Below are 12,224 nucleotides of genomic sequence, written 5' to 3'. Positions count from 1 at the left end.
CCCACCCGGGTCCGAGAAACGTCAAGCACCCCGTTCCACAGCACGGGCCGCGCAAGCGGCACGAGCTGCCGCATAGCGGCACGGGAATCCCCGTCCCTTTAGGGAGGGGAGCAGGTCAAATCCGAGATGTCGCAGCGGGTGGTTACGAGGCGTCCTGCGGGACGACGCAGTTGTTCTTCGGCGGGCCGCCCTGCGGCCACGCCACGGCCTTCAGCCCCACCTTCCCCGACCCGCCGTCCAGCCGGACCACGGGGACGGGCTTGTTGTACGGATTGCCGGCCCTCGTCAGGCAGATCCACCCGCTCGCGCCGGGTACGCGATAGGCCGCGTTCAGGTTCGGCAGGCTCTCCTTCACCTGGGCGGTCGACGGCAGCTCGGTGTTGTTGATCGCCGCCGCCTTCGCCAGCTCCTTCGCGGCGGTCAGGACGACGTCGTGCGCGATGATCGTCCGGCCGTCTTCCAAGTTCACGTCGCCGAGGCCCGTGTCGACGATGTCCTGCCGCAGCTCGGTCATGGCCTGCCGGGGTTCTGCGAGGTAGCCGGGCAGCCCGACCTTGTCCACCTCCGTGGTCCAGGCATCGGGGTGGGCGGGGGCGGCGTACTCGACGGACACGGCGGGCCGTCCGATGCCGGGATCACCGCGGAGCATGGCGCGTTCGCCGTCCGTCAGGCGACTGGCGATGGTCGTCGCGTCCGAACCGGTGATGACCGTGTACGACGGCTTGTCTCTGCAGTAAACGCCGGCGAGTTGCTGGATGAAGAGTTTCAGGTGGAACGCCCGCCCGGCGAAGTAGACGTAACGGGCGTTGGACTCGCAGATGTTGCGGGCGAAGTCGGAGAACATGTTCGGCAGGTTGCCGACGGTTTCGAGGCCCTTCGACTTGAACTGCATCTCCTGGACCCCGACGCCCTTCTTCCTGCTCATCCTGGCCTCGTTGAACGCCTCCCGCAACGAGGCGTTGTAGTTGTCGTTCGGCCGGGTGTCGGTGACCAGGGCGGTCTCCGAGCCCGCCAGGCGAGGGTCGGACTTGAGCAGCGCGGTGGCCTGCTCCTTGGCCGTCGAGACGACACGCGCCAGCCCAGGGAAGGGATACTCGCCCGGCTTCGCGGATTCGGGATTGGCGAAATCGCCCGAGGTGACGAGACCGGCGACGAGCGGGATCTTGTGTTTGTTGGCGAGATTGGACATGGCGGCGCGGGTGGCGTCCAGGCTCAGGTTGAAATCCGTGACGACGCGGAGGTTCGGCTCCTGCTCCAGCAGCAACTTGATCGCGCGCGGCGCCTGCCGGTAATCACGGCCGGGATTCACCAGAACCAGGCGGATGGGCGGCGCGGCCGCCTCCGGCCTGTTGGCCCGGTGTTGCGCGAGATAGGCGCCGCGCACCTCGGCGAGAATCTGCTGCCGCACCGCGGCGACGTCGGACTCCATCGGGATCATCAACGCGACGGTCGCGTGCCGGGCCGTCTGGACGTGGGCGTTCTCCGCCGCTATGAGGGCGAAGATCTCCGGCATTCCCTCGACGTCCGGCAGGAAGACGTCTTTTCCGTCGGACGCGCCCACGCAGTCGTCGCCTGCCCATTCCAGCCGCTCGCCACAGCGGTTGAACTGCTGCCAGGAATACAGGCCGCTCCCCGCGGCCGCGGCCACCAGCGCCACCGACATGATCGCGGCGCTCACCGGGCCCGCGGGCCTGATACGCCGCTGGTCTCCTGACCCTTGCGCACAACCCTCCAGGGAGATCCGCAGCAGCCTGCCGGGCAGCGGCATGCCCGGGTAGATGTGCGCCGCCGCTTCCCGGGCGTCGAACCGATTGCGGATGTGCGTGCCCAGCTCTGCCGCCCGCACGGGGGCGTCCTGCGCCGCTTTGTCCGGTGCGGAGGTGGTGATGACGATCGGGTACGTCCGCAGATCTCGGGATGCGTCGTCACATGCCGTCAGGAAGACGTCCCTGAGGATTCGCCGCGCCGGGACCTTGTCCACCTCCGGCAGCAGGATGACGGGATGGCGTGCCCTGTTCAACCGGCGGAAGAACCCGTAATGCGTGTCGATGTCGGCGAGCATGGCACGGATGAGAAGCAGGTACTTCTCCTCGGGTTTCCTCTCCCGCCACCTGCGCAGCTCGTTGATGAGGACCTGGGTTGTCCGGATCGGCTGCTCCCTGAGCCCTTTCTTGCGGAACCAGTTGATTGTCCGGATATGCGGAAATCTCAGCCAGCCGAACGCGCGCAGCACGAACGTGATCAGCCCCCCGAAGAATTTCTCCAGGTACGGGTCGTTCGAGATCTGCTCGGCTCTCTCCCTCCACTCCGGGAGGACGTCCTTCTTGGCTTCCCTGATCGCCTTCTTGACCCGCTTCTCCAGTTCGTCGTTCAGGTCCGCGTCGCTGTGTTCCTGGCCGGGGCGCCAGGCGAAGAACGCGTCGTAGACGGCGGCGAAACGCGGGAAGACGATGGGCAGCCGGAAGGCGGGGCGGCCGTCGTACCCGCATCTCCTGGCGATTTCCAGTAACTCCTGGGCGACGCCCCACGGCGGCGCCTGGTCGGCCGGGGCCGGTTCGTTGATCGGCAGTACTCCCGTGTACTCGGCGTGGAATTTCTTGATCCACGTCCGGATCTCGGCGTCATCGCCCTCGAGTTGGAGCACCAGCGGTCCTGTGCGGCGCGTGAATTTGACCGCCCTGCGCCGGAACCGATTTCTGATGACCAGGTCACCCAGCGCGTCGTCCAGTCCCACAACCCTGTCTCCATCTCGCGTCCCGAATATAAGTGGTCCAGACCTTAGGAGATTCAACGAGTGGTCGCCCGGTATCCAGCGAATCATGTATGGCACCGCAACAATTGTTCGCCCCGTCGGTCCCGTAGCGCCGCGCGCGGTCTCGCTGGAATCATGGAACGGTGACCTTCCGGCGTTTCACCGGTGAGAGGGCGTACGCCGCGTCAGCGTTCGCCTTGTGCGTCCTGATGGTTTGCTGCCTGGCTGTCCTCATGAGCCGGGACGAGAGCTTCGCGGTGGTGGCGGGCATCGTCCTGTGCGTCTTTCTGGGGCTGGCGGCCGGTGTGTGCTACGCGATCTTCATCCAGCGCGGGCCGGTGCTCGTCTGGCTGCTCGTGGTCTTCGCACTGGTCGTGTACGGGCCCACCGCCGCCAGATCCGTCATGCTGACCGCGACCGGCCGGACCGCCGACTGCGCGGTCACCCGCTACGACGAGACACGCAGCCGCGAAGGTGGCACCAGGTTCTTCTACGAACTGCTCTGCGACGGCACGCCAACCGCGTACAAGGGCGCTGAGCTCGACGTCGTCTCAGAGGGCCGAACCCTGGTCACCAGGAACATGCGCTACCAACCCGCCGGCCTCGTATCCGCGTCGCGGAGTGACGATTACGGCCTGGTCGTCGACGCCTGGATACTCGGCGGGCTGCTCATCGTGGCGGTGGGGCCGCTGGTCCTGGGGCGTCGCGTGAGTCCGACGCCGGACCAGTCCCAGTAGGCGCGACGGCCCCGACCAGAGCCGCCTGGACCAGCGTGATCGTCGCCGGGCAGGGGCATCACGGCCAAAGAGAAGGGACGTTCTTCTAACATGGGGGGATGCCCCGTGTCTCCCAGAAGCACCGAGATGCCCGCCGGCGACAGGTCATCGACGCCGCGCGCCGCTGTTTCACCCGGTCCGGTTTCTCCGGCACCTCGATGCAGGACATCTTCGAGGAGTCCGGGCTGTCGGCGGGCGCCGTGTACGGCTACTTCGCCGGCAAAGAGGAGCTGGCCATGGCCATCATCGACGAGGTGCTGACCGAGATCACGGCGGGTTTCGACGCCGTGTTCGACGCCGATGAGCCGCCACCGCCTGACGAGGTGCTCGGCCGCCTGTTCGGCGTGCTGGACCGCGAGCTGGCCAGGCTGGCCGTCCAGGTATGGGCGGAGTCCCTCACCAACGCCGAGCTGACGGCGAATCTGAGGGGCCACTACCGGGCGCTGGAAGAGCGTTTCGTCCAGTTGGCCACGATGTACCGGCAGCGCGGCGTCGCCGACCCCGCCGTGCCGCCCGAGCACACCGCCCGCGTCCTGACCTCGCTGGGCCCGGCCTTCGTCTTCCAGCTCGCCCTTCTGGACGGCGTCGACGCCGAGAGCTTCCGGCGGGGACTCAAGGCCATGCTCAAAAGCGCCTGACCCCGGACGACCGGGTTCCGTTCTAGTTCATCATCCACTCGCCGACGCCCAGCAAGCAGACCAGCGCCCACATCGCGAGCGCGACTAATCTCTGGTGCTCACCCGTACGCATGTCCCGTCCCCCCGTATGGTTGCTTCGTTGCGCAACTATACAACCGGGAGTCGGGGAGCATCAGAAGCGCGGCGCGCGATCCTCCGGGTCACCACGGCGAGCGTCACGCCGTAGGCGAGGACGACGGCGAACAGCAGCAGGTGGCTCGCCGGCGGCAACGCGGTCAGCCCCAGCGCGCCGGCGGCGGGGGAGAGCGGCAGCAGGACGGCGACCGTGGCCAGCGCGCCGGTGGCCAGCCACAGCGGACGGGGAACGGGCGTGGCCGGGCGCAGCAGCAGCATGATGACGGCCTGGGTCAGCAGGTTCTCCACGAACCAGCCGGTGTGGAAGGCGGACTGCCCGGAGGTGCCGACGGCCCAGGTGAGGACGGCGAAGGTGGACAGGTCCGCGACGGCGTTCAGCGCGCCGAAACCGAGGATGAACCGCAGGATCGTGGGCGGGCGCAGCCGGTACGGGCGGCGCACCAGACGCGGATCGGGCCGGTCGGCGGCGAAGGCGAGCTGGGCGGCGTCGAAGCAGACGTTCTGCACCAGCACCTGCACGGGCAGCATGGGCAGGAAGGGCAGCGACAGACCGGCCACCAGCATCGCGATGACGTTGCCGACGTTGGAGGACAGGGCGACGCGCAGGTAGGTGACGATGTTGGCGGTGCTGGTGCGGCCGGCGGTGACGGCCAGGCCGATCGCGGCCAGGTCCTTGTGGGTCAGGACGATGTCGGCGGCCTCGCGGGTGATGTCCACCGCGTCGCGCGGGCAGACGCCGACGTCGGCGGCGACCATGGCGGGCAGGTCGTTGACGCCGTCACCGAGGAAGCCCACGGTGTGCCCGGCCTCGCGCAGCGCCCGTACCACCCGGGCCTTGTGCTCGGGGGTGCAGCGGGCGAACACCGTCGCCCGTTCGGTCGCCTCGGCCAGCTCGGCGTCGGTGAGCAGGCTCGCGTCCACCACCTGCTCCACCGGCAGCCCCAGGTCGCGGCAGACGCGGGCGGCGGTCGCGGGATGGTCGCCGGTCAGGACCTTGGTCGCGACGCCGTGGCGCGACAGCTCGCTCAGCGCGCCGGCCGCGTTCGGGGCGAGCTCGTCGACCAGCGTGACGTAGCCGGCCAGGACCGGCGCCGGCTCGTCGCCGTGGCGCAGGGCGACGGCGAGCACGCGCAGCCCGCGCCCGGCCAGTCGCTCGGCCGTCTCCCGCGCGCCCTCGGGGACCTGGCCGCACAGCTCCAGCACGGCCTCGACCGCGCCCTTGATCACCATCACCTCGGTGCCGCCGTCGCGGACCAGGACGCGGGAGACGCGCCGGACCGGATGGAACGGCCAGGCCTCCACGCCCTCGGCGTCCCCGAGGTCGGGCGCGCCCGCGAGCACCGCCTCGTCCAGGACGTCGGGTACGGGCGGGTCGCTCAGGTGCAGCGTCCAGAAGGCGTTCAGGGCCGCCCAGCGCAGCACCTCGGGGTCGCGGCGGCCGTCCGGCGCGAACGAGCCGTCCACCACGGGACGGTCACACGTCAAAGTGCCGGTCTTGTCCAGGCACAGCACGTCGGCCGCGCCCAGGTCGTGCAGCGCGGGCAGCCGTTTGACGATCACACCGGCGCGGGCGAGCTGCGCCGACCCGCGGGCCAGCGCGGTCGTCACCACGACGGGCAGCATCTCCGGCGTCAGCCCGACGGCCACCGCCACCGCGAACGGCAGCGCCTCCAGCGCGTGTCCGCGCAGCAACGCGTTGAGGACCAGCGCGATCGGCGGGATCACCAGCGTGAGCCGGACCAGCGTCCAGGACAGGTCGTTGACCGACCGGTCGAACGCCGAGGCCGGCCGGCGCGCCCGGTAGGCGCCCGCGAACAAGGTGCCGGCCCCCGTGGTCAGCACGACCGCCAACGCGGTGCCGGAGGCCACCCCGCTGCCCTGCCAGCACAGGTGGCCGTGGCCGTGGCCGTCGGGCTGGTCGGGGGCCTCCTTGGGCACCGGCGCCGACTCGCCCGTCAGCGCCGCCTGGTGGACGGTGAATCCGCTTGCGCGCAGGAGCCGCACGTCGGCGGGCACCAGATCGCCGGGCCCCAGCTTGACCACGTCGCCGGGGACGAGCTGGTCGGCCGGGATCTCCCGCTCGCGCGGGGCCGCGTCCGGCGAGGGGCGGCGGCGTACGGTCGCCGTGGTCGTGACCAGCGCGCGCAGCGCCGCGGTCGACCGGTCGGCGCGGTACTCGCCGTTGGAGCGCAACGCGCAGCTCACGGCGACCAAGACGATGATGACCCCCGCCGTGCCCCACGACGTGATCAGCGCGGAGATCAGGCCCAGCCCGAGCAGGACCATCGTGAACGGGTCGCGCAGGCTGCGGGCCAGCCGGCGCGGCCAGGAGAGGGGACGCCGGAGCGGGAGGGTGTTCTCGCCGTGGAGGCGCAGGCGGGCTTCCGCCTCGGACTCGAGCAGGCCGCGCGGGCCGGTGTCGAGCCGCCGCAGCAGCTCCAGCCTGCTCGATCCGGTGGCCGGCGCCTCAGGCGCCCATACCACGGAGGAGCTCTCCCTGTTCGGCCGCGCCCTTGCTCAGGCGCCCGACCCATCCATGGACCGTGGCGACGATGTCCGGATCGTCGATCAGGTAGACCACGCGCCGCCCCTCGCGCCGGGAGCGGACCAGGCCCGCGAGCTTGAGCTTGGTCAGGTGCTGGCTGACGGCGGGCAGGGCGCTGCCGACCCGTTCGGCCAGCGACGTGACGTCGCACTCGCCCTGGGCCAGGACCCACACGATGTGCAGGCGCGACGGCGAGGCGAGCAACCCGAACGCGGCCGCCGCCTCGGCCAGCGCATCGGCCGGCGGGTCGCTCATCTGGGCGGCTGACATCGGCTCTCCCTCCATGCGGACCGAGGCCAAGTTTAGGCCGGTGCCGCCGGTGCGGGCGCGCGGCCGGAAGGGTCGCCTAGTTTCCCGGGGGTGCCGGCCTGTCCGCCGGGGGTGCCGGCTTGTCCGCCTGGGCGCCGGCACGCAGCCGGGCCGCCTGCTCCTCCAGCCGGCGGGCCTGCTCTTCCAGCGACGGCTGCGCGGCGGGAAGGTCGTCGTCGTCATCGCGCAGCTTCGAGGTTTCTGCCTTGAAGATGCGTAGCGAACGGCCGAACGAGCGGGCCGTGTCCGGCAGTTTCTTGGCTCCGAAGAGGAGGACGAACACCACGGCGATGATCAGGATCTCGCCCCAGCCCAATTGCGACATGTCACGTCCTTTCAATCGCGGTGGACCTGAGCCATTATTGCGCAGATGCGCAAGTCGGCAATTCGGGGGTATGCCTTGGCGTGTGGTGATCTTCGTTGCTAGCCTGTTTACGCAACTGTGCAAGCGTTGCTCTGCAGGCAACCGCGCGTACAGAAAAAGATCGTTTTCTGGATGGCGACGACAGCGGGAGCTGCACCTTGGAAATCACCGGGATCATCACCGCGATCATCATCGGCATCGTGATCGGCGCCCTGGGACGGCTCGTCATCCCGGGCCGTCAGCACCTGCCGATCTGGCTGACCATCGTGATCGGCATCGTGGCCGCGCTCATCGGGACGGCCATCGCCGGTGTGTTCGGCGTCGCCGACACGCGCGGGATCGACTGGATCGAACTCGCCATCCAGATCGCCCTCGCCGCACTGGGGGTGTCTGTGGCCGAGGGGCTGTACGGTAAGCGCAAAGACTGAGCCCCGCCAAAGGAGCCCATGAGAAGAATCGGCCGGGCGGCGTTACTCCTGCTGATCGCAGTCGTGCTGCTGGCGCTCTACGCGGGGGCTATGGCGCTGGTCTCGTTCGTTCTGCGGTGGGATCTGGAGCACGCCCTGGGGTTCGGCTTGTCCAGCGTCGTCTCCCTCCTGGTGAGTCTCCTGGTGTTCAGCCTGAGGAGCAGGCGGCGAAAGAAGTGAAGCGCGGTGTGTCCGGCGGGCACACCGCGCGCGTCGCGGGACTACCGCCGGGCCCATACCTTGCCGGTGCCGTGGACGCTCCTGACGCCCCGTAGGGCGCACGAGACGGTCGGTCCTGTGGGCGTCGTGGAGCCGTGGACGCGGGCGCCCGCCAGCAGGCCCGAGGTGATCCTGCCTCCCATGAGCGCGTCCCCGGGGTTGAACCGGGCGACGGTGTCGGCCGCCAGGGCGACGGTGGAGGTGCCGACCGTCCGCCGCCGGGAGTCGTACCAGGTGACGGTGGTGCGTACGCGCAGGTCGCGCACGCCGCTGCAGCTCGCCGTGGCACGCCCGTAGACGCGGGCGACGCCCCCGCGCACCCGCGCCGGCGTGCGCAGCGCGGAGGAGCAGGAGCTCAGGACGAGCGTTCCGCGGGCGGTGATGGCACGCGGGCGCAGCGTGACGGGCGGCTGGAAGGTCAGCGGCCGGCTCTGGAGGATGGTGACGGCGCAGGTCAGCTGCGTGACGGATCGGCGGGTCGCGGCCTGGGCCGCAGGGACGCCGCCGGTCAGCGCGGCGGCCACGACCACGGCCGCGGCGAATCTTACGAAAGTCTGCATTATTCCTCCTGTACGGTCTGAAACCGGCGGGACTTACCCACGCATGACGACATGCGCAGGCGGCACGTGGCAGGCCACCAGTTGCGGTGGCCGAACAGCCGCATGAGCGCGGGCACGAGCGCGACGCGGATCAGGGTGGCGTCCAGCACGACGGCGACCGCGACGGCGAACCCCGCCTGCCGCAGGTCGTGCCGGTGGCTGAGCAGCAGGCCGGCGAACGTGGTCGCCAGCACGGCGGCGGCCAGGGTGATGGGCCGCGCGGTGTGACGCAGCCCCTCGACGATGGCGGCGTCGTGGTCGCCGGTCCTGCGATAGTGCTCGGCGATGCGGTGCACCAGGAACACCTCGTAGTCCAGCGACAGTCCGAAGACGACGGTGAAGACCAGCAGCGGGATGAGCGGGTTGACCTCGGTGCCGAGCAGGGAGCAGGCCAGGGCGAGCAGCCCGAGGGCGGCGGCGATGGCCAGCAGGTTCACGCAGACGGCCTTGAGGGGGATCAGCAGACTGCGGAACATGATTGCCAGCAGCACGAACGAGCAGGCCAGGGCCAGCGCGATGACCTGCCACAGGCTCGTCGCGGCGATGGTGGCCGCATCGTGCAGCAGGCTCGTGGCGCCCGCGGTGTGGACCGGCTGTCCGGGCGGCAGCAGCCGGGCGGCCTCGCCGCGGATGCGGCCGAGCAGGGCGGCGGCTTCCGCGCTGTCGGGCGCGGGCCGTTCGACGACGATGACCAGGGTGAGGTCGCGCCCGTTGTCGAGACTGTTGGCGTCCGCGACAAGGGGATCGGCCCGCAGCCGCTCGACCAGGGCGGCGACATCGACCGGCGGGCCGCCTGACGGGTGCGGCAGCGCCACGAAGGTCGCCCCGCCCAGGCGGTCGCGCTCCATCTGGGCCAGGGCCTGGCCGACGTCGGTGCCGGCCAGGGCGGCGCGGTCGTAGCGGATGCCCAGGTGCAGGTCCAGCGCGGGCGTGGCCGCCAGGAGCAGGAGCGCGCTGATCCCGATCGCGTACGGCCAGGGCCGCCGCGTCAGATGCCGCCCCCAGCGCACCCATCCGGCGCCGCCGCGCTCGCGGTGCCAGGGCAGAGGCCCCCAGCCGAGCACGCGGTCGCAGCGCACCAGCAGGCAGGGCAGCAGCGTCAGGGCGGCGGCCAGGGTGACGGCGGCGGCCACGACGACGGCGACGGCCATGTGGCGGGTGACAGGTTCGGGGATGACGAGCAGGCACGCGGCGGTGCCCATGACGGCCAGCGCGCACCAGCTCACCGTGGTGCCGGCGGTGGCGGCCGCACGCAGGGCGGCCTCGACGGGAGCGCGGCCGCCCGCGCGGTGGTGCCGGTGACGCAGCACGATGAGCACGGCGTAGTCGACGCCCAGGCCGAGGCAGACCGTGACGGTGACGATCAGCAGGGTCGAGTCCACCGGCAACAGCGGCGCGGCCGCGGCGAACAGGCCCACACCGGCCAGCACGGCCGCCACGGCCACGGCCAGCGTGATCAGCGCCGCGCCCGCGACGCCGAGCCCCGCCACCAGCAGGGCCAGCACCAAGGGCGCGGTGACGAGCTCGATGCGACGCAGATCGGCCTCGTCCGCTCTGACCAGCTCGGCGAACGCCGGCGTGACACCGGCCAGGTGCACGCGCACGTCTCCCGCGGAGGCGTGCCACACGGTCTGCTCGGCGAGCTGGCGCTGGCCGGGCAGGTGCCGCCGGGTGTCGCCTGTGACGGCCACCAGGGCGTACAGGTGGCGCGGATCCTGGCCGGCCAGCGCCGGCAGCGCGTCGACGAGGGTGACTTCAGGACGCGTGGCCAGCGCGCGCACGGTCACGGAGACCGCGTCCAGGTAGGCGGGGTCGTCGGCGCGCAGCGTGGCGGAGCTGAAGGCCAGCAGCATCTGTTCGCTGCCCCATTCGGGGAAGCCGCGCTCGATCAACGCCGCCGCGTGGGCCGAAGCCGAGCCGGGCAGCCGGGCCTGCGGCGGACGCATGGCGGACAGCAGCGAGGGCAGCAGGAGCGCCGCCGTCACACCGAAGATCACCCAGAGGGAGATGACCGGTGTCGCGTGGCGGATCGCCCAGGCTGCGAGCCTGGCCGCGGGGGACGGGGATGTGCTTGTTTCACGCATGATCCACGCCATGATCTGCTACATAGAGTGACGTGGCAAATCCAATAAGTAATCTTGGCGGCGAGGACCAGCCCGTGACCTGCGCCGTTCCCCTCGCTTACCTCGATCAGATCATGTGGTACGGCGGCGAAAGGATGGAGCGCCCGTCACAGATAGTGACGGGCTGTGCGGCGGTCATGCCGGGCCCCGCGCCGGATCGCGAGCGGCTGCGGCGGTTTCTGGCGGAAGGGGCCGTCAGGGCGCCGGTGCTGACCTACCGGCTGGCACGCACGCGCTGGGAACCCGATCCGGCATTCGACCCCGACCAGCATCTTGGATACGTCCGTGCGCAGGCCGGGCGCACTCTCGACGACGCGCTGCTCGACCTGTGGGAACAGCCGCTGCCGAGGGAACGTCCGCTGTGGGACCTCCAGGTGCTGCACGGCCACCGCGACGACGAGCACGTCCTGTGCTACCGCAGCCACCACGCCTTCCAGGACGGGGTGAGCGTCCTGATGTGCCTGCAGGCCCTGATGAACGGAAGGACCCTTCCCGCGCCGAAGCCGTGGCCGAGCCCGCCGGCCTGGTCGGCGCTGACGAGCACCTGGCATGTCCTGTGGTCCCTGGCCCAGCTCGCGCGCCCGCAGCCGCGCTGGCGCCCGGCCCGAGGCCGCACCGCCCCGCCGGCCACCCTGCGGCGGGTCACCGCGCTGCCCGCCGCGCACTACCGGCGGATCGCCGCCGCGACCGGGGCCGGATCCACGCAGGTCGACCTGGCCGTGCTGGCGGGCGCCCTGCGCACGTGGCAGCCGCAGTACTGGAACCCGCCACTGAGCCGCCTGCACCGGCGCGGCCTCACGGTCGGCGTGCCGATCAGCCTGCACCGGCGCGGCCATCCCGACGGGCTCGGCAACCACGTCGGCGCGGTGCCCGTCACGTTGCCCTGCGCGGAACCCTCACCGGCGCGGCGGCTGCGGCTGATCATGGCGCAGTTCACGCCGGAACGCGTCGCGTGCGCCGTACGGCGGCAGGCGGGGGTTCCGACGCTGCCCAGGGCGCTGCTGCCGCTCGCGTGGGCGTGCGTGCGACGTCGCTTCGACAACGTGCCCACCTTCACCTTCATGCCCGGCAGCAGTGTCCTGCCGCCGGAGGCCAGGGACGGCTTCGCGCTCCTGCCCAGGCCGTCGTTCATGTCCATGGCGGTCCAGTTCACGCACCTGCGCGACACCGTCAACGTCGTATCCGTCCTCGACGCCGGCATCCCGCGGGCGGAGGACGTCCCCCACCTGCTGCGCGCCGCCTTCGAGGACCTGCGCGACGCCGTCTGAACCCCGACACCGAACGAAGGGACCACCTG

General features: G+C 70.9%; 11 protein-coding genes. 5 read left to right on the top strand and 6 right to left on the bottom strand.

The genetic code is table 11. The features are described from left to right. Positions 1-142: 142 nt before the first annotated feature. Positions 143-2,734: an ABC transporter substrate-binding protein gene (locus tag ACFOY2_RS52400; protein ID WP_379535693.1), complete on the bottom strand. Its 2,592-nt coding sequence runs from the start codon at positions 2,732-2,734 to the stop codon at positions 143-145. A gap of 251 nt (positions 2,735-2,985) precedes the next feature. Here ACFOY2_RS52400 and ACFOY2_RS52395 point away from each other — a divergent pair, with 251 nt between their 5' ends. Continuing rightward, positions 2,986-3,489 carry a hypothetical protein gene (locus ACFOY2_RS52395; protein ID WP_379535692.1) on the top strand — a complete coding sequence of 168 codons (504 nt, stop codon included), beginning with the start codon at positions 2,986-2,988 and terminating at the stop codon, positions 3,487-3,489. Between the two features lie 98 nt (positions 3,490-3,587). Continuing rightward, positions 3,588-4,166 carry a TetR/AcrR family transcriptional regulator gene (locus tag ACFOY2_RS52390; RefSeq protein ID WP_379535691.1) on the top strand — a complete coding sequence of 193 codons (579 nt, stop codon included), beginning with the start codon at positions 3,588-3,590 and terminating at the stop codon, positions 4,164-4,166. 147 nt (positions 4,167-4,313) lie between these two features. Here the strand turns inward: ACFOY2_RS52390 and mgtA are convergent, their stop codons facing one another. From mgtA to tatA, 3 genes are all read right to left on the bottom strand, one after another. Then, positions 4,314-6,785 carry a magnesium-translocating P-type ATPase gene (mgtA, locus tag ACFOY2_RS52385; protein WP_379535690.1) on the bottom strand — a complete coding sequence of 824 codons (2,472 nt, stop codon included), beginning with the start codon at positions 6,783-6,785 and terminating at the stop codon, positions 4,314-4,316. Beyond that, entirely contained in the window at positions 6,769-7,116 is a 348-nt protein-coding gene (locus tag ACFOY2_RS52380; RefSeq protein WP_379535689.1) for an ArsR/SmtB family transcription factor, read from the bottom strand. The genes mgtA and ACFOY2_RS52380 overlap by 17 nt, the downstream gene beginning before the upstream one ends. Positions 7,117-7,192: 76 nt before the next feature. Next, complete coding sequence (tatA, locus tag ACFOY2_RS52375; protein WP_379535688.1) at positions 7,193-7,480, bottom strand: Sec-independent protein translocase subunit TatA; 288 nt, start codon at positions 7,478-7,480, stop codon at positions 7,193-7,195. A gap of 197 nt (positions 7,481-7,677) precedes the next feature. Here tatA and ACFOY2_RS52370 point away from each other — a divergent pair, with 197 nt between their 5' ends. Both ACFOY2_RS52370 and ACFOY2_RS52365 read left to right on the top strand, forming a co-directional pair. Beyond that, complete coding sequence (locus ACFOY2_RS52370; protein ID WP_379535687.1) at positions 7,678-7,947, top strand: GlsB/YeaQ/YmgE family stress response membrane protein; 270 nt, start codon at positions 7,678-7,680, stop codon at positions 7,945-7,947. Positions 7,948-7,965: 18 nt separating this feature from the next. After that, on the top strand, positions 7,966-8,166 hold the full coding sequence (locus tag ACFOY2_RS52365; RefSeq protein ID WP_379535686.1) for a hypothetical protein: 201 nt from the start codon (positions 7,966-7,968) through the stop codon (positions 8,164-8,166). Between the two features lie 41 nt (positions 8,167-8,207). Here the strand turns inward: ACFOY2_RS52365 and ACFOY2_RS52360 are convergent, their stop codons facing one another. Both ACFOY2_RS52360 and ACFOY2_RS52355 read right to left on the bottom strand, forming a co-directional pair. Then, the gene (locus ACFOY2_RS52360; protein ID WP_379535685.1) at positions 8,208-8,765 is read right to left on the bottom strand and encodes a hypothetical protein; all 558 of its coding nucleotides are present in this window, start codon (positions 8,763-8,765) and stop codon (positions 8,208-8,210) included. After that, positions 8,765-10,888: an MMPL family transporter gene (locus ACFOY2_RS52355; RefSeq protein WP_379535684.1), complete on the bottom strand. Its 2,124-nt coding sequence runs from the start codon at positions 10,886-10,888 to the stop codon at positions 8,765-8,767. The genes ACFOY2_RS52360 and ACFOY2_RS52355 overlap by 1 nt, the downstream gene beginning before the upstream one ends. 74 nt (positions 10,889-10,962) lie before the next feature. On the opposite strand from ACFOY2_RS52355, the gene ACFOY2_RS52350 reads away from it, so the two are divergent. Further along, entirely contained in the window at positions 10,963-12,195 is a 1,233-nt protein-coding gene (locus ACFOY2_RS52350; protein WP_379535683.1) for a wax ester/triacylglycerol synthase domain-containing protein, read from the top strand. The last annotated feature ends 29 nt before the right edge of the window (positions 12,196-12,224 follow it).

It is taken from the genome of Nonomuraea purpurea (assembly GCF_042650645.1).
GTDB lineage: Bacteria > Actinomycetota > Actinomycetes > Streptosporangiales > Streptosporangiaceae > Nonomuraea > Nonomuraea purpurea.
This window is presented reverse-complemented; position numbering and strand designations above follow the sequence as displayed.

What these genes read in the sequence shown, in the direction of transcription:
- ACFOY2_RS52395 (WP_379535692.1), top strand. Translation starts at nt 2,986, where the DNA reads ATGAGCCGGGACGAGAGCTTCGCGGTGGTGGCGGGCATCGTCCTGTGC.
- ACFOY2_RS52390 (WP_379535691.1), top strand. Translation starts at nt 3,588, where the DNA reads ATGCCCCGTGTCTCCCAGAAGCACCGAGATGCCCGCCGGCGACAGGTC.
- ACFOY2_RS52380 (WP_379535689.1), bottom strand. Translation starts at nt 7,116, where the DNA reads ATGTCAGCCGCCCAGATGAGCGACCCGCCGGCCGATGCGCTGGCCGAG.
- tatA (WP_379535688.1), bottom strand. Translation starts at nt 7,480, where the DNA reads ATGTCGCAATTGGGCTGGGGCGAGATCCTGATCATCGCCGTGGTGTTC.
- ACFOY2_RS52365 (WP_379535686.1), top strand. Translation starts at nt 7,966, where the DNA reads ATGAGAAGAATCGGCCGGGCGGCGTTACTCCTGCTGATCGCAGTCGTG.
- ACFOY2_RS52360 (WP_379535685.1), bottom strand. Translation starts at nt 8,765, where the DNA reads ATGCAGACTTTCGTAAGATTCGCCGCGGCCGTGGTCGTGGCCGCCGCG.
- ACFOY2_RS52355 (WP_379535684.1), bottom strand. Translation starts at nt 10,888, where the DNA reads ATGCGTGAAACAAGCACATCCCCGTCCCCCGCGGCCAGGCTCGCAGCC.